Origin of the sequence: Clostridium sp. AF37-5, from assembly GCF_003477605.1 — a bacterium.
GTDB lineage: Bacteria > Bacillota > Clostridia > Lachnospirales > Lachnospiraceae > Eubacterium_F.
Map to the genome: position 1 here is coordinate 19,864 of NZ_QUDR01000006.1, position 24,983 is coordinate 44,846.

Genomic DNA, 24,983 nt, shown 5'->3' on the forward strand with positions numbered 1-24,983 from the left:
GAATCATTCCTCCCTTTTGGGCACATCTCTTGGCGGCTCAAAATCAGAAATGTCGTCGTAGTCCGATTCAGTCTCGGCTATGTCGTCCTCAAAGAAATCGTCATAGTCGTCACAGGAATAATCCGTATTTTTTGATTTCATTTTATCTTTTTTCATAAGAATCCCTCCATGAGAAATACTATTTCCTATGGAGGGCATTATTATACTCATAATCTAAAATTTTGCTTTTTATAAGGTCAAATTTTCAACATTAATACCGACGAATAAAAAAACAATTTATGGGCATAACACAGGATAGAAAATCAGTGGCAGATGCTTATGGATTTATTATGTAAAAAATGGAGGGTGTTATGTCAGAGAAGTGTGAATGTGTCAATGTCAGAAAAGTAGTAATTGTCGGCTGCGGTTTTGTTGGCTCGGCGTCAGCGTTTGCGCTTATGCAAAGCGGACTTTTTTCGGAAATGGTATTGATTGATGTGGATAAAGACCGTGCGGAAGGCGAGGCAATGGATATCAGCCATGGTGCCTCGTTTGCCGGTCCAATGAAAATATATGCGGGCGGATATGAAGATGTAGGTGATGCGTCAATTATTGTAATTACGGCGGGTGCCAATCAGAAGCCAAATGAAACAAGGCTTGATTTGGTTCAAAAAAACGCAAAAATAATGACAGATGTTGTGACACAGATAAAAGAACAGGAGTACAAGGGGATTTTACTCATTGTCTCAAACCCGGTTGACATTATGACGCAGGTTGCGATGGAAGTGAGCGGATTCCCGGAACACCGTGTGTTTGGTTCAGGAACCGTGTTAGATTCTGCGAGACTTCGGTATCATCTGGGGCAGCATTTAGGAGTTGACAGCCGAAGCGTGCATGCCTTTGTAATCGGTGAGCATGGTGATAGTGAAATTGCGGCGTGGAGCAGTGCCAATGTGTCGGGCGTTCCGTTAAATTCCTTTTGTGAAATGCGGGGGCACTTTAATCACGAAGGAAATACCGAGAGCATTGAGGAACAGGTAAAAAACAGCGCCTATGAGATTATTGCCAAAAAAGATGCCACATATTATGGAATTGCGATGGTGGTAAAGCGGATTTGTCAGGCAATTGTGCGGGATGAAAAATCGATTTTCCCAATTTCACTCCGTATGCATGGCGAGTATGCTCTGGAGGATGTTGTGCTGAGTATGCCGGCAATTGTGGGAGCAAGAGGAATTGAGACAACGATTCCGATTTCGCTGGATGAAAAAGAAGTTTCAAGACTTCATGAATCTGCGGAAATGCTGCGGGAGACAAGGAAAGAAATTCGGCGATGAATTCCCTTTGTTTGCAGGTACAGGAGATTTTGCTCCTTGAGTGCCCTGCCCGTGCAAGTATAAAAAAACAATAAAGTTATTGAGTTAAGCCTCTAACAATGATATATTAGTTGTTAGGGGCTTTACATGGATACACATAAATTTTACATGACTTTACAAATTGTAGAGAGAGGATAATGAAATGTCTATATGGAATGTGATTAATTTGGCGGGTGGCCTTGCAATGTTCATCTTTGGTATGAACCTGATGAGCGATGGTTTGAAGTTGGTAGCAGGCTCTTACTTGAAAAAGATTCTTGAGAAACTGACCAAAAACCGCATTATAGCGATGATGGTAGGTGCGGGACTGACCGCATTGATTCAGAGTTCCAATGCCATGTGTGTCATGGTAGTTGGTTTTGTAAATGCCGGTATGATGCAGTTGGAGCGTTCCGTTGGAATCCTGATGGGAGCAAAGATTGGAACAACGATTACCGGACAGTTGATTGCCTTTAATATTTCCGAAATTGCACCGGTGATTGCGTTCGTTGGTGTGGCAATTACTATGTTTTCGAAAAAACCTAAGGTAAAAAATGTAGGACAGATTATTGCCAGCCTTGGTGTATTGTTCATTGGACTTGGTACGATGAGTGCAGCAATGAAGCCGTTAGCAGGCGAGATTTGGTTCCAGAGTTTATTGCAGAAGTTTTCCAATCCGATTTTGTGCGTTGTGATTGGTGTTATTTTCACCGTTATTATTCAGAGTGCATCAGCATCCGTCGGTGTTTTGCAGATGTTGGCACTCAGTGGTGTTATGGCATTCCCGGGTGCCTTTCCACAGGCATTTTACATTATGCTCGGTATGAATATTGGTGCGAGTGTTGCACCGGCACTTGCTTCCCTTGGTGGACGCAAAGATGCCAAACGTGTGGCCTTTATCGTTATTTTGTTTGAGAGTATCGGCATGGTGCTGTTTATGATACTTACGCAGATTTTCCCGGTTATCTTCGATTGGATTTTAAATACAGCTCCGGGAAATCCGACCAGACAGATTGCCAATGCCAATACGATTTTCAACCTTGTGACAGTAGCAATTCTTTTGCCATGTGCGAAATATCTGGTTAAAATTTCTGAATTTGTCATTCGCGGTGAGGATGACAAAGAAGAAGCAGCACTTCATTATATTGATGAATCCGGTTATCAGTCCGGTACGGTTTTGATTGGGCAGATTGACCAGGAAGTCGGAAGAATGCATTCTTTGGTTCGTGAAAATATGGAAGCTTCGACAAAAGCCTATTTTGGAAGTATGACGATTTCCAAGGAGCAGTTCGAGAGAAATGAGGAAGCAGTGGACTTTTTGAATAAAGAAATCGTGGCAGCACTGATTCGTACAAACCAGCTTGGAGTTTCTGAGAAAGAAGCGACCCATGCCGGCAATCTGTATCATATTGTGACGGATTTGGAGCGTATCGGCGACCATGCGGAAAATGTTCTCGGATATGCACTGCAGATGAAAGAGGACAAGCGTAAGTTCTCTGATAAGGCGTTGAAGAACTTGAAGGAATTGTCACAAGCAGTTTATAAGATTTATGATTTGGCATGTGAGCATTTCTCAAATCCAAGCGAAGAATTGTACCGCGTTATTTATGATTTGGAAGCGGATATTGATAAGATGGTTGACAAGATGCGTGCATCCAACAGTAAGCGCTTGAGCAAAATGAAATGTGAAGCGGTTCAGGGCTTGTACTTTAATGAGATTTTAGTGGACTTGGAGCGTGTGGCGGATCACTCATTAAATATCGCGCAGGCAGCGAAAAAATATGAAATTTATGATGAAGATGAAGATTTATAAAGATGTCTAAAAATGTAGTCTTTTGCTAGGATAATACATTGCGTTATTGCCTCCTTGTTTCGTATAATATCCATAATGATGGATGTTATGAAACAAGGAGGTTTTTGTTATGAAGCAGATAACAAAAAGAGTTGTGGCGTTTTTTGCGGCGATGGGGCTGATGGTTTCCGGACTTTCACTGAATGAGCCTGCGTCAGCCGATGCAAAGGCAAAAGCAAAAGTAAAATCAGTAACAATTAAAAATGTAAAAAAGAAGCTGACATTGAAAAAAGGAGATTCTTTCAAACTGAAAGTATCCGTTAAAGTTAAGCCCAATAAGGCGAAGTATAAAAAGGTGACATACAAATCGTCAAAGAAAAAGGTAGTAAAAGTTTCGTCAAAGGGAAAACTTACTGCCTGTCAGGCGGGTACGGCCAAAATTACCGTGCGGTCAAAGACGAATAAAAAGAAAAAGGCTGTTCTCACGATTGTGGTAAAGAAAGCTCAGCCAGAGAAGAAAACACAGAATGTAACGGTGGCACCGACAGCAAATTCGACGGCGGGCGCGACAACAAAACCGACAAATGGCACAGAAGAAACGCCATCGCCGACCGACAAGGCGACAGCGTCTCCGACGGCAAAACCGACGGAAACTCCCGTACCGGATGGCACCAGCACATTGATGCGAAAGCCATTTGCGGCTCAGGCTGAAGTGGGACAGAAGCTTTCAGAGGTTGCGATTTCTAGTGGAGAGATTGCGGACAGCAATGGAGAAAAAATCTCTGGCTCCTACGAGTGGGAACAGCCGGATGCCGTATTAAAGCAAATGGGGAAAAGCCATGCGACAGCAAAGTTTGTTCCAAAAGACAGTTCTTTTGAGGAGATTAAAGGAATTTCACTTCCGGTTTATACGGTAAAGAAGGCGGTAGTTGTTAAGACAAAGCCAAAATATACGGGAGCCGTGACCGGGAAAAAATTGAGTGCGGTTACACTTTCCGGTGGAAAAGTAACCGATGCAGACGGTGTGACGGTGGCAGGAAAATTCTCATTTGCCAATCCGGAACTTATGCTTACAAGTCCGGGCAAAAAAGACTATATGGTAGTATTTACACCAAGTGATAAGGAAACATATAGAGAAGCATCTATTTATCTAAATATTTCCGTGACAGGGACAGCGGTTGCGAGCACAACAGCGGATAAAAAATTAGATTTGTCCGGTGGTATCTGGAAAAATGAAAATGCGTACAATGGTCTGTGGTCCGGCAGTATTTATAATTTGACATCCTATTTGTCGGGAATTGATATGACAAAGTATTCTACCGTTACGGTTACGGCAGAGGTATATGATAAAAATGGTGTCGAGATTTCGGATACTTCCGGAAATTTGGTTGGATTTAAGCTGGCCAATAAAGATGGTGACTGGGCCGGATTTTCGGATGCTTATGTAAATCGTACAGCGGAACTTTCACTTGCAGGATACGCAGGCGGTGATTTATATCTTGTGGTACAGAATGCGCAGGCATCAGTTGGTTATATTGAGATTTTGTCTGTAACTCTGGGAAATGGTGAAATTACAAACATTGTGGACGGAAGTTCTTTGAAACGAGCTTATGGTGATATGTTTGGCAAAGTGGGAAATGCGATTGGCAGTTATGAAATGAATAATTCCGGAAATATGAGTTTTGTTGCATCCCAGCACAATTCCATTACTATGGGAAATGAGATGAAACCGGATTACTTGCTTGGTGGTGCAAAGGCTACGTTGTCGAACACAAATCCGGATGGATATGTAGACACCGCTAAATTTACCTACAAGTATAAGGATACAACCTATCCGATTATTAATATGGATTCCATTGATAACTGTTTAAACACCGCTTATAAAAACGGACTTAAAATGCGCTACCATGTGTTTGTGTGGCATAAGCAGACACCGCAGTGGTTCTTTAAGGAAAATTTCAGTAAGTCGGGTGCATACGTTTCGAAAGATGTTATGGATGGACGCTTGGAGTATTTAGTGCGTAATGTTATGACTCATATTTACACATATCAAAACGCGGATGGTGTTTATGTGGGACGAGAGGTAATTGATAACTGGGATATTGCCAATGAGTATTTGCACAATAACGATGGCGGCACAAAGAGTTACTGGGATGAAGTTTATTATCCGGAATATACGTATAATAAAAATAAGCATAGCGGCATTCTCACCCCTGTGTATATCAAGGAAGCATTTGCAATTGGACATTCGATTCTTGAAGATTTTGGACTTACGGATGATGTGAGTCTGCTTTGCAATGAGTATAATACCTATCAGGTGAGTGACAAAATGGTCAAGATGATTCAGTATTTTAATACGAAAGATGAGGTAAATAAAACCGGCGAAATCATCTGTGACGGTGTTGGCATGCAGACACATTTGGACATGGGATATCCGGCAATTGAGGATATTGGTACCAATGCGATTGATGTCTTTAAAGCGGCAGGTATTGAAATTCAGTTGACTGAGATGGACTTGACGGACAAGGTGCAGAGTGAAACCTCACAGATTAATCAAATTGCTAAATGGTATAATCTTATGATGCTTTTGATGACGGAAAAGGACAGTGGTGCGAAAATTACCGGCATTGTCTGGTGGGGAATGAGTGATAAGTATTCCTGGCGAAGTGAGGGAGTTCCTCTTTTGTTTAGTGATTACTGGAAAGCAAAAGAGCATTATTTTCAGGTGATTGAGGCCATTTCTTCCTATAATCAGGGAGATTCTGAATGGCAGATTTATGTATAGGAACGCCTTGCTCTAAATAGACGAATAATCCCCCTCTTTGGTGCATAGATTATACAAACACCAAATCAGGGGGATTTTTTTGAAAGGATATCATATTCAAAAAACACCGATTGAAGAGCGTGCGGTGGCGATTGCTGAATATATTGTAAAGAATAAGGCAACCGTACGGCAGGCGGCAGGCCAGTTTGGCGTGAGCAAGAGTACGGTACATAAAGATGTAACGGAGCGGTTACTTAGGATTAATCCTTCCCTTGCTGCAAAAGCAAGGAAAATACTTGATGTAAATAAATCCGAACGGCATATCCGCGGGGGAATGGCGACAAAGGAAAAATACAGCCATCTTCATGCAGAAAGACAGATGTTTCCGGGAAATCGAATGAGTTAATAAAACGGCGTTGGTCCGGTCTATCCGGGGTGGCGCTGTTTTTACATATTCAAACGGTAAAAAAAGGGAAAAATGTGTACAAACTTTGAAAATTGAGACGATAACTTGTCATTTTTGTCGAATGTGCTATAATGATAAATATGTATCAAAAACTCGGTAAAGGAGGAAGTTTCATTGGGACAGTCAACCTTTAAAGGGGGAGCACATCCTTATGAGGGCAAGGAACTCAGCATGGATTCTCCAATTCGTGAAATGGATGCGAAGGAGGAACTTGTATTTCCTATGAGCCAGCATATTGGAGCCCCGGCAACACCTGTCGTAGCTGTTGGTGATACAGTGAAGATGGGACAGATTATTGGCGAAGCAAGTGGTTTTATTTCCGCCAACATTGTAAGTTCTGTATCCGGTGAGGTCAAAGCCGTAGAGCCAAGACTTTTGTCATCGGGAGCAAAAGCAACCTGCGTTGTAATTGCAAATGATGGGGAATATCAGCCGGTTGAAGGACTTGGCGCAGACAGGGATTACACCCAGTTGACAAAGGAGGAAATCCGTCAGATTATCAAAGATGCCGGCATTGTCGGTATGGGAGGAGCCGGATTCCCGACAAACGTTAAAGTTACGCCGAAAAATGAAGAAGAAATTGATTATGTCATTGTAAACGGAGCAGAGTGTGAGCCGTATCTGACTTCGGATTACCGCTTGATGTTAGAGCGTCCGGAGGATTTGATTCAGGGACTTCACGTTGTATTATCTTTGTTTGACAATGCAAAAGGTGTCATTGCCATCGAGGATAACAAACCGGAGGCAATTGCAAAACTTCAGTATCTCACGGATTCCGATCCGGATATTGAGGTAAAGGTATTAAAAACAAAATATCCACAGGGAGCAGAGCGTCAGGTGATTTATGTAACGACCGGACGTAAGATTAACTCCAAAATGCTGCCGGCTGATGCAGGCTGTATCGTGGATAATGTACAGACGGTACTTGCTATTTATGATGCCGTATGTAAGACAACACCGTCGATGAGCCGCGTGGTAACACTGACCGGTGATGCGATGGCAGAACCACAGAACTATAAAGTCAAATTTGGTATGAGCCATGCCGAGCTGTTAGAAGAAGCAGGCGGACTCAAAGAAAATGCGAAGAAACTGATTTCCGGCGGCCCGATGATGGGTATGGCAATGTATGATTTGAACACGCCGATTACGAAAACAAGTTCTTCCATTTTGGCAATGAGCGAGGATGAAGTTGAAAAATTTGAGCCGACGAATTGTATTCGATGCGGCCGTTGTGCGACGGTATGTCCGAGCCACTTGGTGCCACAGATGATGGCACAGGCTGCTGAGCGCAATGATTTGGATTACTTCCAGAAGCTTAATGGTATGGAATGTTATGAATGTGGTACTTGTACATTTGTTTGTCCGGCGAAGAGACGCCTGACACAGATTTTCAAACAGGCAAGACGTGCGGTTATGGACCAGAACAGAAAAAAATAAGCATGTTTAGCCATGAAAATATGCTGCAAAAGCAGCAGAATGGAGGAAACAATGGAAGAGAAATTATGGAACGTTTCTTCATCTCCTCATGTACGTGACCATTCTTCTACGCAGTCCATCATGAGAGATGTCGTAATTGCCTTATTGCCGGCTACCATCATTGGTATTTATAATTTCCGGTTAAGTGCAGTATTAGTAATTTTAACCTGCTGTGTATCCTGTATGTTGGCAGAATACATCTGGCAGAGATTGATGAAACAGAAGGTAACAACAAATGACTTTAGTGCCCTTTTGACCGGCTTATTGTTAGCATTGAATCTGCCGGCTACGATGGGAAATCCAAAGTATCTGTGGATGTGTGTTCTTGGCAGTGTATTTGCCATTATCGTTGTGAAACAGTTATTCGGAGGACTGGGTCAGAACTTCATGAACCCGGCACTTGGCGGCCGCTGCTTTTTGATGTTGTCATTCAGTAGCGTCATGACAAGTTTTACGGTAAAAGAAGGAAGTAACTGGTTATACGGTATTTCCGTTGACGCAGCAAGTTCTGCCACACCACTTATGGATGTTAAAGAAGGCGGTTACCCAAGTCTTTTGAAGATGTTTTTGGGAACAACGACAGGAACCATTGGTGAGACATCGACAGCAGCACTTTTGCTTGGTGCCATTTACCTTTTGCTCCGTCGTGTTATCGACTGGAAAATCCCGGTTATTTACATCGCAACATTTGCCGTATTTGACATTTTGTATATGGTAATTGCCGGTGCGGCTGCTTATCCGCTTTTGTATGAACTCTGCGGTGGCGGCTTGATGCTTGGTGCATTCTTTATGGCAACTGATTACGTGACGAGTCCGATTACTTCAAAGGGTAAAGTGATTTATGCAATTTTACTTGGTCTTTTGACTGGCTTGTTCCGATTCTTCGGTGAGTCCGCAGAAGGTGTATCCTTTGCCATCATTATCGGCAACTTGTTTGTACCATTGATTGAACGCTATACCGTTCCAAAGGCATTTGGAAAGGAGGGCAAAGCAAATGGATAAGAAAAGCAGTATGATGAAGGACGCCATTATCTTATGTGCGATCACCCTGATTCTTGGTGCCGTGTTAGCAGGTGTTTATATGTTGACAAAGGACCCGATTGACAATGCTCAGAAAAAGACAAATAACGAAGCCTGCGCTGTTGTTGTGGCACAGGGAGATTCCGTAAAGGATAACGATGCAGAAGCGGTATCCGGTGCGGCTGCTTATTTAGGTAAGCATGACCTTTCAAATGCAGAAGTAAAAGAAGGCGATTTGCTTTCCGAATATGTAGAGATTACTGAAGTACATCCGACAGCAAATGGCGGAAAAGTATATCTTGCTAACGCGCTCAAAGGTTATGGTGGTAAAATCAGTTTTGCTCTTGGTGTAGATGCACAGAGTGCGATTACCGGTATTCAGATTACCAGTGAGAGCGAGACCGCAGGTCTTGGTGCAAACTGTGAAAACGATGAGTTTAAGGCACGTTTCAAAGGAATCAAAGCACCGGAGAGCACATCGGAAGAAATGTATAATAAAAATGAGACAACAGATACCCAGGTACAGGCATTATCGGGCGCTACGGTTACTTCCCGTGCGATTACGAGAGCGGTAAAGGGAATCTTGTTCTATGATGCATCCGGAAAGGAGGCTGGTCAGTATGAGTAAAAATGTTTGTGGCGAGCGCCTTATTAACGGTATCGTTAAAGAAAACCCTACGTTTGTCATGATGCTTGGTATGTGTCCGACTTTGGCGGTTACATCCTCGGCCATGAATGGTCTGGGCATGGGATTATCGACAACGGTTGTATTGATTTTATCCAATATGCTGATTTCAGCATTGCGTAAGATTATACCGGATAAAGTTCGTATTCCGGCATTTATCGTAATTGTAGCATCGTTTGTAACGATTGTTCAGCTGCTTTTGCAGGCGTACATTCCATTTTTGTACTCGGCACTTGGTGTTTACATTCCGTTGATTGTAGTAAACTGTATCATCTTAGGACGTGCCGAAGCCTATGCTTCCAAAAATCCGGTTATTGCATCAGCATTTGACGGAATTGGTATGGGTCTTGGATTTACGATGGGATTAACGCTGATTGGTATTTTCAGAGAAATCCTTGGAAGTGGTTCCATTTTTGGATTCACAATCCTTCCAAGCGCAGTAAATATCTCAATTTTTGTTATGGCTCCCGGCGCATTCTTTGTTCTGGCAGGACTTACTGCCCTTCAGAATAAACTGAAAATGCCGAGCGCAACAAACAAAGAAGAAGAGGACGAGGAAGAAAAGGAGGTTGAAAACGCATGAGTATTTTTACCATTCTTTTTACGGCGGCACTTGTGAATAACTTCGTATTGAGTCAGTTCCTTGGCATTTGTCCGTTCCTTGGTGTATCCAAGAAAGTGGAAACCGCTGCCGGTATGGGCGGTGCAGTTGTATTCGTAATTACGATTGCCTCCTTTATTACCAGTTTATTGTATAACTTCCTGCTTTTGCCAAATGATTTGGTATATTTAAATACTATCGTATTTATTTTGGTAATTGCAGCTTTGGTTCAGTTCGTTGAGATGGTATTGAAAAAAATGATGCCGGCTCTGTATCAGTCACTTGGTGTATACCTTCCGCTGATTACGACAAACTGTGCGGTACTTGGTGTGGCACTGCTCAGCGTACAGAACAACTATGGAGTACTGGCTAGTACCGTAAATGGTATTGGTGCATCACTTGGTTTCCTCCTTGCGATTGTACTGATGGCCGGTATTCGTGAGAAACTTGAAAATTGTAACATTCCGAGCGTATTGAAAGGAACACCGATTGTGCTGGTAACGGCAGGTTTGATGGCGATTGCTTTCTGCGGTTTCGGCGGCGTTAGCTTTTAGGAAAGGAGGAACTTGAAATGACAGTATTTATTTTCTCAGTAGTTCTCCTTGCGGTGCTTGGTATCCTGATTGGTATTCTTCTTGGGGTAGCAGGTAAGGTATTTGCCGTAGAGACCGATGAAAGAGTTGAAAAAGTACGTGAGTGTCTGCCGGGAAACAACTGTGGCGGCTGTGGTTATCCGGGTTGTGATGGTCTGGCAGAGGCGATTGTAGCCGGGGATGCACCGGTAAACGGTTGTCCGGTCGGTGGAGCACCGGTAGCTTCTAAGATTGCAGAAATTCTTGGCGTGGATGCCGGAAGTTCAGAAAAACAGGTGGCATTTGTAAAATGTGCCGGAACTTGTGATGTGGCAGCAAATAAATATCACTATGTTGGTGAGATGGACTGCCGCCGTGCAGCGATGGTACCGGGACGTGGTGAAAAGGCATGTTCATATGGCTGTCTTGGTCTCGGCTCCTGTGTGGAAGTCTGTCAGTTTGGTGCATTATCCATTCAGAATGGAGTTGCTAAAGTAGACCGTGACAAATGTGTTGCCTGCGGTCAGTGTGTAGCAACTTGTCCAAATCATGTGATAGATTTGATTCCATATTCTTCTGCTTATGCGGTACAGTGTAGTTCGAAGGATAAAGGTAAAGCAGTTATGGAAGTCTGCCAGTCCGGCTGTATCGGTTGTGGACTTTGCGTAAGACAGTGTGAATTTGGCGCCGTAACATTGGAAGACAATATTGCCGTAATTGATGGCACAAAGTGTCAGGGCTGTGGAAAATGTGCGGAAAAATGTCCAAAGAAAATTATTCGTCCACAGAAATAAAAAGAAAAGATAGAAAAGAAGCTACAGAGCGTCAGCCGATTGATAGGTGATGCTCTGCAGCTTCTTTTTTTCGTAGTACTTTTTTGGCTTTGTACTTGAAGTTGTGCTGTCCGGAAGTACGGTTACGACGCATGATGCCGTTAAATTACGTGAAAGTAAGGTGGCAGTGATTGTTACTGTACCGGGAGAAACTCCCATTACTACACCGCGGGAATTTACAATGGCAATACTTTCATCGGAACTTTCAAACACCGGTCTTTCGGCAGAAGTATTTGGTTTAATAATGGTTTCAAGTCTTGTTCTCTGGGAGAGAGGAACAGAAACCTCATTTTTCATAAATTTGATACTTACTGCATTTGGTGAAACACGAACCCGGCATTTGAGGTTGCGGACTACTTTTTTTCCTTTTTTGACAGTAACGGTAATGACCGAAGAACCAATGGCAAGGGCAGATACACTGGCATATCTGGCATTTTGCGTTTCGGTCTTTACTGTTGCAATCGAAGGTTTTGAGGAAGTGAAAGTAATCTTATGCTTCTTTTTTGCGTTATAAACGCGAAGCGAAAAGGTGCTTCCAACAGTCATATTTAATTTTTTCATGTTCAGCTTTGGCCTTTTTCCTGCGGCGAAAGAAGTGCCGGCCGGTAAAACCATACTGATTAGAAGTACAAATACCAAAAGAGAGGTAAACTTTTTCTTCATGAAAAGGCTCCTTTCCATTGCATATTTACTTTGTACTGTAACTATATTATGTGCCTGTGGCACAAACTTGTCACTTTGTGAAGGGGTCTTGAAATTGGTTTTTGAAACTGTTATGATGGAAAAAAACAATAGGAAGAGATGGGAAAGGAGAAAGACCATGCAGAGAATTTTAATTGTAGATGATAATGAAGATATTCGAGAGGTTTTAGGTACTTATGTAGCAAAAGAAGGTTTTGAGCCGGTTGTGGCAAAGGACGGATTTGAGGCGCTTGACCTGTTTAAGAAAGCCAATCCGGCAGTCGTACTGCTTGACGTTATGATGCCGGGCATGGATGGTTACAAAGTTTGTGAAAAAATTCGAGAACAGTCGGATGTGCCGATTATCCTTGTTACAGCAAAAGGAGACGATTACGACCGTGTGATGGGACTGGATATCGGAGCCGATGATTACATTGTCAAACCTTTTAATGGAGATGAGGTTATGGCACGTGTTCGTGCGGTGTTACGACGTATGGGACGTTCGGGGGCTACAGAGGAAAAGAAAATCTTAAACATCAGTGATTTGACGGTAAATATTGAGACTTACACCGTTTATGTAGGAGCGGAAAAACTTCCGATGACGAAAAAAGAAGTGGAGACCATGTGGATTCTTGCCGGAAATCCAAGCAAGGTATTTACCAGAGATAACCTGTTGGACAGTTTGTGGGGGCAGGATTATTTTGGTGACAGCCGTACCGTGGATTCCCATATCAAGAGACTGCGTGCGAAATTAGATAAAGTACCACATCCAAATTGGGAGATTAAGACGATTTGGGGCTTAGGATATAAGTTTGAACTGACTGTATAAGGAGCCGCTATGAAGAAAATATTTTGGCGTGTGTTCGTTGCCTTTGGCGTAGTACTTTTGGTGTTTACAATTCTGATTGGACTTATGTTTACACGGTTTAACCGCACGAATATTGTCGGGGCGTACAAACAGCAGTTAGGGGATTTGGCAGATGGCGTTGTCACTCGGACAAGTCAGGCAGTAAAAGACCATGAAACGGATGAATTTATGGATTATCTGCGCGCAATGGAAGATTTTGGAAAGATGCAGAATGTTGACATCTGGATTGTGGCAGACGAATCAAGTAAACATAAATTATCTGACGCATATACCAATGTGCAGATGGATGGATTGGATATTCCGAAGGAAACAGAGAATATTATCAAAACGGCATTTCGGGGGAAAAAGAAAAGTTACAGCGATTACGATGAAATTTACCAGACGGTTATGCTTCATGTGGCAGTGCCGGTCCGTGATAAGAGTGGTGACGTGTCGGGAGCAGTTGTCGTATCGGGACCGATGGAAATGCAGGAAAATACCGTGATTCAGTACGAAAAATACATGCTGATTTGCGTTATGGTAGGAGCATTTTTGGCACTCTTATTATCCTTTTTCTTCTCTAGGCAGCTTGTCCGTCCGATTATCCGGATTAAAGAGGCAGCACTTGTGCTGGCTGCCGGAAATTATGCTCATAAAACCGGAATCCGTCGAAAAGATGAACTGGGGGCGCTGGCAGAGAGTATGGATACTCTTTCGGATAAGTTGGTGGAAGCGGAAGAATTTCGCGAGGACTTAGAGCAGAGCCGCCGGGATTTCTTCTCGAATGTATCACATGAACTCCGTACACCGATTGCCGTCATGAAAGGGTATGCTGACACGTTGGTGGCTGGTTATGTAGCGGATGAAACCAAGCAGAAAGAATATTTGCAGAGGATTCAGAGCGAGTGTAACGGTATGGAACATCTGGTGTCTGATCTTTTGATTTTGTCGCGGATGCAAAATCCGGATTATGAATTAAATGTCGAAGTGTTAAATGTGATTGCCGTGGCACAGGATGCGATGCGCGGAATGCGTATTCTTATGCAGGAGAAAAAATTGACGGGCAGTGTTACCTATGACGACGAATGTTCCCTAATGAAGGGAGATTACGACAGAGTCCGCCAGTTGTTTACCGTTCTTTTGCAAAACGCCGTAAAATATTCGGACGAGGGAACAGAGATTACCATGCATGTTGCAAAAGAAGAAGGACTGATTGTGACAACGGTGCGCGATTTTGGGATTGTTATCCCTGAGAGTGAATGGGAAAATGTTTTTGAAAAATTTTACCGGGCAAGCAGCCACGGTGAAAAAGAAGGCTCCGGACTTGGACTTGTTGTGGCAAAGAATATTGTGAGCCGTCACGGCGGGCATATTTTTGTTCGAAGCGATGAAAAAAATGGAACTATTTTTACGATAGAATTTCCAGAAACTTCTGAAAATATTTCTTGATATATTTCGCTGTTTTCAGTATACTAATAGTATCAAGAAACGAACATCTCCTGGAGTGTTCGATACCTTCTGAATTTTTGAACCTACAATACTTTAAACGGGATTCTTATATCTGTAGTTGGATGTCGGGCCGTCACTGCCGCAAGGTACTATGGTGACATAGCAACGGAAGACAGAAGGCTGCATGCGGTTGCCCACCTAGCCGATAGCTAGGAGTCAAAAATCAGAAGCCGGCATTTCGGGTATTTACGAAAGAGTTGGGCAGCGATTGGTCGCTGCCCTTTTCTATATGTGGAAAAAGAAATGAGGAAAAAACGATGAAAAACGGATTTTTAAAAGTAGCGGTTACGACACCGGATTTGCGTGTGGCAGACTGCGAATATAATAAAAATCAAATGGTTGAAAAAGTGAAAAAAATGGCAGGCGAAAAAGTCTCTCTCGTTTGTTTTCCGGAATTTTCACTGACCGGATACACGTGCGGTGACTTATTTTTGCATGACACCTTAGTGGAGGGCGCAAAAGATGCTTTGGCTGCATACTGCGAGGAGACGAAATCATACGAAATCGTCAGTGTAGTCGGACTTCCGCTTGACCATAACGGAAAACTTTATAATGTGGCAGCGGTTATTTATGGCGGTAAAATTCTTGGGTTTGTGCCAAAAAGCTATCTGCCAAACTATAGTGAATTTTATGAAGCGCGTCAGTTTGTAGAAGCACCGGCAGAAAACGGAGAGCATCTCTGGAAAGAGGGTGAGAGCGTTCCGTTTGGTGCCAATCTGATATTCACGCACAAAAAATACCATCGTTTTTCCTTTGGGATTGAATTATGTGAGGATTTGTGGACACCAATACCGCCATCCGGTGAACTTGCTATGGCGGGAGCGCATATTATTTTGAATTTGTCGGCGAGCGATGAGTTGACCGGCAAGGCGGGATACCGCAGAGAACTTGTGAAAAACCAGTCAGCACGTACACTTTCGGCGTATTTATATGCGGATGCCGGTGAGGGAGAATCCACGATGGATATGGTGTTTGCCGGTCATAATCTGATTGTGGAAAATGGTGTTGTTTTGAAAGAGAGCAAACCATTTGCCGGGGAAAAGGATTTAATTACGGAAATTGATTTGGGCCGTCTTCACAATGAAAGACGGCGTATGACGACCTTTACGAAAGGGCAGAAAAAAGACAATTTTACGACAATCTGGTTTGATTCAAATGTGCCGGAAGAAACAAAACTTACAAGAAGTTTTGAAAAGACACCATTTGTTCCTTCGACTCGTATTCACAGAGAAGAACGATGCGAAGAAATTTTGGCAATTCAGTCGTATGGGCTTGCCAAACGTCTACGCCACACCGGCTGCAAACATGCCGTAATTGGGTTGTCCGGCGGTTTGGATTCGACCCTTGCGCTGCTTGTGACAGTCCGTGCTTTTGATACGTTAAATTTAGAAAGAGAAGGAATTGTCTGTGTCACAATGCCATGTTTTGGAACAACAAACCGAACTTATGACAATGCGGTTCAGTTAGCAAAGCAGTTAGGCACGTCATTACGTGAAATTCGGATTCAGGATGCGGTTATGCAGCACTTTAAGGATATTTCACATGATCCGGCGGTGCAGGATGTAACATATGAAAACGGACAGGCAAGAGAGCGCACGCAGATTTTGATGGATATTGCCAATCAGGTCTGCGGTATGGTAATTGGAACCGGCGATATGTCAGAACTTGCACTTGGCTGGGCGACATATAATGGAGATCATATGTCGATGTATGGCGTGAACTGTTCCGTGCCAAAGACGCTTGTCCGCTATCTGGTACAGTTTTTTGCCGACACCTGTGAAAATGACATTTTGAAAAAAGTTCTCTACGATGTGTTGGATACGCCGGTCAGTCCGGAACTGCTTCCTCCAAAAGAGGGCGAAATCGCACAGAAAACAGAGGATCTTGTGGGACCTTATGAACTTCACGACTTTTTCTTGTATTATACATTAAGGTTAGGTTACGGACCGGAAAAAATCTTCCGTCTGGCCTGCGTGACGTTTGAAGGAGCATATGACAAAAAAACGATTGCCAAATGGCTAAATACCTTCTTTCGCCGTTTCTTTGCACAGCAGTTCAAACGGTCGTGTCTGCCGGATGGTCCAAAAGTTGGTACGGTATCGGTATCGCCGCGCGGTGATCTGCGTATGCCAAGCGATGCCAGCAGGGCACTGTGGCAGACGGAGTTAGACCGGATTTGTGACCGCCTTGTTTAAGGCGGTGCGGATGCCTTCAATTAAGAGTGATTCGGTGTATTTACTTTTGTCCGAGAGAGGAACATCCTCCAATTTAGTGCCGGCAATCAACTCTTTTTCGATGGATTCCAGTGACGGCTTCACAAGTGGGTACATGGTTGTCACGGATTCTTCCAAGTTGACCAAAGCAACACTTTTTACCTGGTCGGCATCCACGGCAACTTCGAGGTTTAATGTGGTATCTCCAAGTTTAATCTGTGAAGTATAAACACCGGGCGTATAAATCTGCTTTGTGGAACCGGTCTTTTCTTTGTTTGATTTGTCCGGAAGAAACATAATAATAAGCAAAACGATGAGAAGTATACCAAGGCCGGCAAAAATTGCCGTATAAATTAATTCTTTCATTTGAATGACTACAATTTTAGTTTTTGCCATGGAAAAACCTCCTTATGGATTTTGTGCTTGCGTGTGCTTACTGTTAATATATGAGCGGCATGCTGCCGCTATGCATTCTATTTTTGAGAGGAGGAGTTTGTTTGTCATTGCACTTTATTTTAGGCGGGAGCGGCAGTGGAAAAAGCACCTGGCTGTTCAAAAAAATTCAAAAAGATGCGTCAGAAAATCCGAGTATCAATTATCTTGTCTTAGTACCGGATCAATTTACATTAGAAACCCAGAAAACATTAGTTTCCCTCAATGGAAATAAGGGGATTTTAAATATTGATGTGCTCAGTTTCCACCGTTTGGCATACCGTGCCTTTGAAGAGGTTCCGGCGCTGCGTCGAACGGTTTTGGAAGATATGGGAAAAATCATGATTTTGTATCAGGTATTTTCCAAAAAGAAAAAAGAAATGCTGTATTTTAAACGTGGGTTAAATGCAGCGGGATTTTTGGATGAATGTAAATCCCTTTTATGTGAATTGGCGCAGTATGATGTGTCGGAAGAAGCTTTGGAAGAACTTATGGAGAAAGTCGGAGAGGACTCACTGCTTGGCTTGAAACTGCATGATATCCGTCTGGTGTATCAGGCGTTTACAGAACGGATGGGCGATACGTATATGATGGCAGAGGAACTGGTGCCACAGCTTACACGGGTAGTTTCCTCACTTGAGATGATGAAACACTGTGTGGTCTGTTTAGATGGTTTTACCGGCTTTACACCGACACAGTATGAACTTTTGCGCGAAATGTTAGGGGTATGTGAGGATATGTACATAACGGTAACAACAGACCGCACCGGATACAGAGACCGTGTGTTTTCCATGAGTGCTGATACGATACGCCGTCTGACGCAGATGGCAGGAGAACGAGGTGTCCTTGTAGAGGAGCCGGTTATTACAGGGGCTGGCAGGGAAAAAATTCCTTACCGGGTAGCGAAAAATGAGGAACTTGCCTTTATGGAAGAGCGGTTATTTACCCATGGACTTAAACCGTGGGAAAAAGTGCCGGAGTCCATTCACATTACGATGTGCCACAGGGAGCGTGATGAGGTTTCCTATGTGGCGAGACGCATTTACTGGCTGATGAAAGAAGAGGGGTATGAGCCGGAAGACATTGCGGTTGTGACGGCAGATGAAGCGGCTTATGAGCCGCTTTTAGTGCAGGAGTTTGAAAAACTTGGAATCCGATACTTTTTGGATAGCACGAAAAGCATCGGGGCAAATGCGATGGCTGAATACCTCTTAGCCTTTATTCATATGGCGCAGCAGAGACTTGATTATGAGAGCACGTTCCGTTTTTTACGCTGTGCCCTGTCACCGCTTACAAGAGAGCAGACAGACTGCCTGGAAAACTATGTGATAGCCAGAGGATGCCGGGGGATGGCAGCCTATCAGAGTGAATGGGAGTATGCTGTTTCCGGACTGGATTTACTGGAAGTCAATGAATACCGGAGAATTTTTGTGAATTCTATTGCGGAGCCGCTGCAGGCATTAAAAGGCGGTAAAAAGAGTGTTCGTGAATTTACGGAAATTTTCTATAGATTCGTTGAGAAGAACGGAATTTATGAGCGCCTTCTTGCCATGAGCGAGAATTTTGAAAATGATGGAAAGCTTATTTTAGCGAGAGAATATAAGAGCATTTACCGTTTGATGATTCATCTGTGGGATGAGTTTGTGGAACTTCTCGGAGATGAAATTGTCACATTTAAAGAGTATACACAAATGTTAGAGGCCGGAATTTCAGAAGGAATTGTCGGGTTTATTCCGCCAACGGCTAAGCAGGTTATGATTGGCGATGTGACAAGAAGCCGTTTGAAAAATATTAAGGTTCTTTTCTTCCTTGGTGTCAATGATAACTGTATTCCGAAGGCGAAAGGGGCACCGGGACTTTTGACTGAGCGTGAGAGGGAGCGCATGGAAAAAGAGGGCGTAACATTAGCACCGGATGCGGAAAAAGAATCGTATAACGAGCAGTTTTATTTGTATTTAGCACTTACGAAAGCGTCTGAGCAAGTGATTCTTACCTATTCGGTTATGACGTCAAAGGGAGAGAGCAAAAGACCTTCCTATCTGATTAACCGCGTTAAACAGGTGTTTCCAAAGCTTGTTGTGGAAAAAGAGGAAATGGATACTTCTTATGAAAAAATCATGGGAAGTGATAAGGGAAAGAGTTATTTGATTTCGCATCTGGCGGACGGCACTTATGCAAAGGATGTTATTTGGTGGGAAATTGCATCCCATTATGAAAAGAAAACGCCTGGTATTTTAAAAGATTTGCTGCGGATTCGGGAAAAACGTGCAGGAAATAATTCACTCAAAAAAGAAGCGGCAAAGCGATTGTTTGGCGATGTTTTGTATGGAAGCGTGACAAGATTTGAGCAGTATGTGCAGTGTCCGTTTGCGTTCTTTGCGCACTATGGACTTTTACTGAACGAACGGCAGCAGTACGAAATCAGCAGTCTTGATCATGGAAATTTATTCCATCAGGCGATGGAACATTTGTCACATGAACTGGAACAAAGGAACAAAAACTGGCAGGATTTAAGCGAAGAAGAGGCGGTTTTACTGGCGGCTGAGTGTGTCGATGCCGTGGCAGAGCGCTACCAGGGCAGAAAATATTTTCAATCGAACCGAGTGTCCTTTATGTTAAAGCGGTTGAAAAATGAGGTGGTTCATTCAGTCTGGGCGATGTGGCACCAGATGCAGGAGGGCGACTTTGTGCAGACCTACACGGAAAAAGGATTCCGGGGCAATGACAAAGAGTGGGAATCGATGTGTATTCCGTTTGATGAAGATGCAAAAATCTGTCTCAATGGTGTGATTGACCGCGTGGATTTATGTTCTCTTCCGGGAGAGGAATTGATTAAGATTATTGACTATAAGAGTAGTGACTCACAGGATTTGTTGTTAGCAAAGGTATACTATGGATTGCAGATGCAGCTTTTGACCTATCTGGAGGCGGCAAAAGAAATGGTTGAAAAGGAGCATAAGGGCAAAGAGGCGGTTCCTGCGGCGATGCTTTACTATGCCATTAAAGAGAAAAATTTGGATTGGAAGCCGGAGAGCGAAGAAGAATACGAAAAACGTGTTCTCGACAGCATGAAGTGCAAAGGGTATGTGAATGAGGAGCCGGAAATTATCGGGCATCTTGACAAGTCGGTAGTAAATGGCGGTGAGCTCATACCCGGACAAAAATCCGGTGTGGTTCCGGTGGCTGTTGACAAAAAAGGACTTTTGAAAAAAAATTCCGGAACACTTTCCACAAAGGACTTTGAAACATTGATTGCTCACACAAAGGAAAAAATGAAAGAATGTGGAAAAGCTATTCTAGACGGTAAAATCGAAGCTATACCATATGTGTATGAAGATAACGATGGATGCACCTATTGCCCGTATGGAAGTGTGTGCGGGCATGAGTCGAAAAAAGATGGTGTGCGTGAAATGAAAAAAATGAGTGATGACGAAGTATGGGAGGCATTGTATGGGGACGATTAATTGGACAAAAGACCAGCAACAGATTATTGATATGAGAGGCTGCAATATTTTGGTTTCGGCGGCCGCCGGTTCCGGTAAGACAGCCGTGTTAGTGGAGCGCATTTTTAAGCGGATTACGGACAAAAAAGACCCGGTAAATGTGGATCAGTTTGTTGTCGTGACATTTACGAAACTCGCGGCAGCCCAGATGAAAGACCGCCTGCGCGAACGTATTGAAGAAGCACTGGCAGAAGACCCGTCAAATGAACATTTGCTGCGGCAGGAGGGGCGTCTTTCGCTTGCACACATTTCTACCGTACATAGTTTTTGCAGTGAAATCGTAAAGCGGTATTTTCACCGGATTGGTCTTGACCCGGCTTTCCGCATGGGAACCGAGGCAGAGACAAGACTTCTTATGCAGGATGTTTTGGATGAATTGTTAGAGGAGGAGTATGGAAAGGGTGAAGAAGATTTTCTGGAACTGGCGGGGATGAGTGAGTTTAACCGCCGTGATGATGAACTGGGAAATCTGGTTGGAAGAATTTATAATCAAATGATGGGGCAGCCGTTTCCGCTCCGATTTCTGGATGAGATGGAGGCATTTTATGATGTCAAGACGGTGGACGAATGGGAAAATTCAAGATTTATAAAAAATTTACTGGCTTCCACGAAAACATTTCTTCAGGGAATACTTAAGGAATACAAGGCACTGAAAGATATTTGCCATGGACCAAACCAGCCGCTTTTTTATGAGCCTTATCTGGATGAGATGCTGGCATTTTTGTCGGATTTGCCGGAGAACTCAGGATATGAAAAGTATCGTGCTTATTTTGGCAGACTTCCAAAACTTACAATCCGTGCACCAAGAGGCCTGACGGAAGAGGAAAAGGCAAATAAAGAAGCCGTTCGTTTAAGCTGCAAGGATGCTGAAAAACGCATGGTGGAATGGAAAGAACAGTATTTTGATAAAGAGGCAGAGGAACATCTTAATGATTTAAAGGATACGAGCCGGAAGATGAAGGCGTTATTCCGCCTGACCAGAAGGCTGCATGAACTGTTTGTGGCAGAAAAAAGGGAGCGGGGGATTCTCGACTTTAATGACTTAGAGCAGTTGACGATTTCGATTCTTTTACAAAAGGATGAGGAGAGCGGCGCATATGTCCGAACGGATGCAGCGAAGGAACTGGCGAATGAATTTGTTGAAATTATGATTGATGAGTACCAGGATAGTAACTATGTGCAGGATACGATTCTTCATGCAGTTTCGAGAGATGGGCTTGCCGGTGAAATGCCGAATATTTTTATGGTAGGAGATGCCAAACAGAGTATTTACCGGTTCCGTGGCGCACGTCCTGAATTGTTTGCCGAAAAACTTTTATCCTACAATAAAAAAGAGGGAACGTTATACCGCAGAATTGATTTGCAGAAGAACTTCCGAAGCAGAGAAATTGTGTTAGAGAGTACGAATGAAGTATTTTCCCGTATGATGCATACCGATATCGGCGGTGTGGAATACGACGATGAAGCCAAACTGCATTTGGGAAGTGATTTTGAAAATACAGAAAAAAAAATTGCGAAAAATGTGGACGTCTATGCGATTTTAGGAAAGCAGAATATGGAGGCGGAGGGCACACTTGCAGCACTGAAAATTCAGGAAATGGTATCGGGGGAAACGCCGCTTTATGTGAAGGATAAAGAAGGGTACCGAAAGGCTGAGTATGGGGATGTTGTCATCATCGTCCAGACAAATTCACAGGGACAGGCGTATTTCGATGCACTGAAGGATTATGAAATTCCGGCAGTGATGGAGAAAAAGAGAGGATTTTTTGATACGAGAGAAATCGGTCTTATGGTTTCCATGCTTCAGGTGATTGACAATCCGCATCAGGATATTCCTTTGGCAGCAGTGTTACTTGGACCAATGTTTTCCCTGACTGAAGATGAACTTGCTGTTATCCGCATGGAAAATCGCACGGCAGATTTGTATGATGCCATTTTAACCTATGACAAGAGTGATGCTTTGTATGAGAAATTGCAGCACTTTCTCGAGACACTTTCATATTTTAGGAAGAAGGCGTCTTATGCGGCCGTCGGGGAAATTGTGCAGGATATTTATGACCATACAGGAATTTACGAGGCGGTCCGCCTAATGCCAAATGGTGTGCAGCGAAATGCGAATATGGACAGTTTGATGGCGATTGCCTGGGAATTTGATGGGACGACCTATCACGGATTGTATTCGTTTGTTCGTTATCTGGAAAAAATTTCACAGCAGACCGAGGAGATGGGCGAAGTAAATCTCTCAGGAGAAGAAGAAAATGTTGTGCGGATTATGACAATTCATAAAAGTAAGGGACTTGAATTTCCAATCTGCATAATCGGCGGCATGGGGCACGCAATTCATGTTCCGGATAAAAGCATCCTTACGATTCATCCGGATATTGCGATGGTAATGCCGGTTGTGGATAATGAAAAAAGGACAAAGAAGAAAACGATTTATACCCATTATCTCAAATACGTAAACGCCCAGGATGAACTTGGCGAAGCGATGCGTAAACTTTATGTTGCGATGACGCGTGCAAAGGAAAAATTGATTTTATTGGGATGTGCAAAGAATACGGATTCAGCGGCGGTAACCGGGGAAAACAGGCAGAAAATAAAGACCTTTTTCAATATGGTCTTGCCGGCGGTACATATCCGGACGGATTTATTTCATCTGGTAGAAGTCGAGACGGATGATTTGATTTTACAGGTGGAACATGGTATGGTACAAGAGACGGTAAAGGAGCAGGCTCTTTATAATTTTGACACAACCATCTGCTATGATAAACCTTTACAGGAGATGTATGAATGGATGGATGCGGCGGATGAGCCGGAGCCGGAACCACTGCCGGTAAAAGTGTCGGTATCCGATTTGAAAATTCAGTCGATGGAAGAACTGGACATGGAAGATTTTACCATTCTAACACATGAGGAGAAGGAGGAAGAAAAGCCGGTTCCTGCATTTATGCAGACAGAGACAAAAGAAAAATCGGCAAACCGAGGTGCTTTATACGGAACAATCTGGCATCAGGTGATGGCGGTAATTGAATTTGTAAATACGGAAGATGAGGCGCAGATTCGTAAAGAAGTAAAACGGTTAGTTGAGACCGGCAGACTTTGCGAAAGTGATACCGAGGTGTTAAATTATAGACGGCTGTCAGCTTTTTTTGACTCGACGTTAGGAAGAAAAATGCGACAAGCACAGAAGGAAGGGCGTCTTTACAGAGAGCAGCCGTTTGTTATGGGGTATCCGGCACGTGATTTGTTTGATGAACGCGGGGAAGATGAGACAGTTTTGGTTCAGGGAATCATTGATGGATATTATGAGACCGATGACGGAATTGTGCTCATGGATTACAAAACCGATTCGCTTAAGCCCGGGGATGAAAAAGTGCTTATATCGCGTTATCGGAGACAGATGGAGTTATACCGGGATGCACTGGAAAAAATGACAGGAAAAAAGGTGGTAAAATGCCTGTTGTATTCTTTCTCACTGAGTGAGACAATTGAATGTTAGGAGGATATTGAGATGATGTATGAAGGATTTGCTAATGTATATGACCATATGATGAATCATATTCCCTATGAGACATGGTTTGAAAATCTTTTGCAGTATTTGCATGAGAAGGGCGTTTTGAACGGAAGAATCTGTGAACTGGGATGCGGTACCGGCGTAATGACGGAGAAATTTGCGGCTGCCGGATATGACATGATTGGTCTGGATAAATCGGTGGATATGCTTGCGATTGCGAAGCAGAAGCAGGAAGAGAGCGGTTCCGATATTTTGTATCTGCATCAGGACATGGAAGAAATGGAATTGGACGGCCCGGTAGATGCGATGCTCAGTGTGTGCGATTCCGTGAATTATCTGCTTCATGAGGAGGAAATGAATAAACTTTTTAGCCGGGTGAAAACGTATGTTAAACCGGGCGGTTATTTCATTTTCGATTTGAAGACGGCGTACTGTTACCGAAACATCATCGGCAACCAGACATGGGTTGAGCAGGATGAGGAAGTCAGTTATATCTGGGAAAATTATTTTTATGAAGATCAGAATATTAACGAATATATGCTCACAATTTTTAGAAAACAGGCAGATTCCGAACTGTATGAGCGCACGGAGGAAGCGCATTACCAGCGTGCCTATGATATGGACACATTAAAACGACTGATTGAGAAAAATGGGCTTGCGTTGGTTTCTTTTCTGGATGAAGATATGAAACAGATGCCAAATGAAACCAGTGAGCGCATTTATGTAATTGTACAAGCATGAGAA

The 24,983-nt window shown here is 43.3% G+C and carries 19 protein-coding genes and 1 other RNA gene; 17 read left to right on the plus strand and 3 right to left on the minus strand.

The window, feature by feature from the left end:
* Window positions 1-3: 3 nt before the first annotated feature.
* Entirely contained in the window at window positions 4-156 is a 153-nt protein-coding gene (locus DW019_RS14980; protein WP_022377555.1) for a hypothetical protein, read from the minus strand.
* 194 nt (window positions 157-350) lie between these two features.
* On the opposite strand from DW019_RS14980, the gene DW019_RS05430 reads away from it, so the two are divergent.
* The 10 genes from DW019_RS05430 (at window position 351) to rnfB (ending at window position 11,501) form a co-directional block, all read left to right on the plus strand.
* Entirely contained in the window at window positions 351-1,313 is a 963-nt protein-coding gene (locus DW019_RS05430; RefSeq protein WP_118442754.1) for an L-lactate dehydrogenase, read from the plus strand.
* A gap of 181 nt (window positions 1,314-1,494) precedes the next feature.
* Window positions 1,495-3,144, plus strand: a complete 1,650-nt coding sequence (locus DW019_RS05435) for a Na/Pi cotransporter family protein (RefSeq protein WP_118442755.1) — start codon at window positions 1,495-1,497, stop codon at window positions 3,142-3,144.
* Between the two features lie 109 nt (window positions 3,145-3,253).
* A complete protein-coding gene (locus DW019_RS05440; RefSeq protein ID WP_118442756.1) occupies window positions 3,254-5,908 on the plus strand; it encodes an endo-1,4-beta-xylanase in 2,655 nt (884 codons plus the stop codon).
* Between the two features lie 79 nt (window positions 5,909-5,987).
* Complete coding sequence (spoIIID, locus tag DW019_RS05445; protein ID WP_022377560.1) at window positions 5,988-6,293, plus strand: sporulation transcriptional regulator SpoIIID; 306 nt, start codon at window positions 5,988-5,990, stop codon at window positions 6,291-6,293.
* A 174-nt stretch (window positions 6,294-6,467) separates the two neighbouring features.
* Window positions 6,468-7,790 carry an electron transport complex subunit RsxC gene (gene rsxC / locus DW019_RS05450; protein WP_022377561.1) on the plus strand — a complete coding sequence of 441 codons (1,323 nt, stop codon included), beginning with the start codon at window positions 6,468-6,470 and terminating at the stop codon, window positions 7,788-7,790.
* 51 nt (window positions 7,791-7,841) lie between these two features.
* Window positions 7,842-8,831, plus strand: coding sequence for an RnfABCDGE type electron transport complex subunit D (locus DW019_RS05455; RefSeq protein ID WP_117478780.1), 990 nt, complete (start codon window positions 7,842-7,844; stop codon window positions 8,829-8,831).
* A complete protein-coding gene (locus tag DW019_RS05460; protein WP_118442757.1) occupies window positions 8,824-9,477 on the plus strand; it encodes an FMN-binding protein in 654 nt (217 codons plus the stop codon). The genes DW019_RS05455 and DW019_RS05460 overlap by 8 nt, the downstream gene beginning before the upstream one ends.
* Window positions 9,470-10,117 (plus strand): electron transport complex subunit E, encoded by a 648-nt coding sequence (locus tag DW019_RS05465; protein ID WP_117478778.1) that lies wholly within the window; start codon window positions 9,470-9,472, stop codon window positions 10,115-10,117. Before DW019_RS05460 ends, DW019_RS05465 begins: the two co-directional genes overlap by 8 nt.
* The gene (locus tag DW019_RS05470; protein ID WP_022377565.1) at window positions 10,114-10,689 is read left to right on the plus strand and encodes an RnfABCDGE type electron transport complex subunit A; all 576 of its coding nucleotides are present in this window, start codon (window positions 10,114-10,116) and stop codon (window positions 10,687-10,689) included. The genes DW019_RS05465 and DW019_RS05470 overlap by 4 nt, the downstream gene beginning before the upstream one ends.
* A gap of 17 nt (window positions 10,690-10,706) precedes the next feature.
* On the plus strand, window positions 10,707-11,501 hold the full coding sequence (gene rnfB / locus DW019_RS05475; protein ID WP_118442758.1) for an RnfABCDGE type electron transport complex subunit B: 795 nt from the start codon (window positions 10,707-10,709) through the stop codon (window positions 11,499-11,501).
* 21 nt (window positions 11,502-11,522) lie between these two features.
* Here the strand turns inward: rnfB and DW019_RS05480 are convergent, their stop codons facing one another.
* Window positions 11,523-12,203: an Ig-like domain-containing protein gene (locus DW019_RS05480; RefSeq protein WP_182431049.1), complete on the minus strand. Its 681-nt coding sequence runs from the start codon at window positions 12,201-12,203 to the stop codon at window positions 11,523-11,525.
* A 157-nt stretch (window positions 12,204-12,360) separates the two neighbouring features.
* Here DW019_RS05480 and DW019_RS05485 point away from each other — a divergent pair, with 157 nt between their 5' ends.
* From DW019_RS05485 to DW019_RS05500, 4 genes are all read left to right on the plus strand, one after another.
* On the plus strand, window positions 12,361-13,050 hold the full coding sequence (locus tag DW019_RS05485; RefSeq protein ID WP_118442760.1) for a response regulator transcription factor: 690 nt from the start codon (window positions 12,361-12,363) through the stop codon (window positions 13,048-13,050).
* Window positions 13,051-13,059: 9 nt separating this feature from the next.
* A complete protein-coding gene (locus DW019_RS05490) occupies window positions 13,060-14,517 on the plus strand; it encodes a HAMP domain-containing sensor histidine kinase (RefSeq protein WP_118442761.1) in 1,458 nt (485 codons plus the stop codon).
* A gap of 44 nt (window positions 14,518-14,561) precedes the next feature.
* A non-coding RNA gene (gene ssrS / locus DW019_RS05495) (6S RNA) lies at window positions 14,562-14,766 on the plus strand.
* Between the two features lie 68 nt (window positions 14,767-14,834).
* Window positions 14,835-16,772, plus strand: coding sequence for an NAD(+) synthase (locus DW019_RS05500; RefSeq protein ID WP_117478830.1), 1,938 nt, complete (start codon window positions 14,835-14,837; stop codon window positions 16,770-16,772).
* Here the strand turns inward: DW019_RS05500 and DW019_RS05505 are convergent.
* The gene (locus DW019_RS05505; protein WP_022377571.1) at window positions 16,743-17,186 is read right to left on the minus strand and encodes a hypothetical protein; all 444 of its coding nucleotides are present in this window, start codon (window positions 17,184-17,186) and stop codon (window positions 16,743-16,745) included. The two genes, DW019_RS05500 and DW019_RS05505, sit on opposite strands and share 30 nt — an antisense overlap.
* A 101-nt stretch (window positions 17,187-17,287) precedes the next feature.
* Here DW019_RS05505 and DW019_RS05510 point away from each other — a divergent pair, with 101 nt between their 5' ends.
* Genes DW019_RS05510 through DW019_RS05520 form a run of 3 tightly spaced genes read left to right on the plus strand, consistent with a single transcriptional unit; the run spans window position 17,288 to window position 24,980 of the window.
* The gene (locus tag DW019_RS05510; RefSeq protein ID WP_182431050.1) at window positions 17,288-20,686 is read left to right on the plus strand and encodes a PD-(D/E)XK nuclease family protein; all 3,399 of its coding nucleotides are present in this window, start codon (window positions 17,288-17,290) and stop codon (window positions 20,684-20,686) included.
* A complete protein-coding gene (gene addA, locus DW019_RS05515; protein ID WP_182431051.1) occupies window positions 20,673-24,224 on the plus strand; it encodes a helicase-exonuclease AddAB subunit AddA in 3,552 nt (1,183 codons plus the stop codon). The genes DW019_RS05510 and addA overlap by 14 nt, the downstream gene beginning before the upstream one ends.
* Window positions 24,225-24,236: 12 nt before the next feature.
* Entirely contained in the window at window positions 24,237-24,980 is a 744-nt protein-coding gene (locus DW019_RS05520; protein WP_118442764.1) for a class I SAM-dependent methyltransferase, read from the plus strand.
* Window positions 24,981-24,983 lie beyond the last annotated feature (3 nt).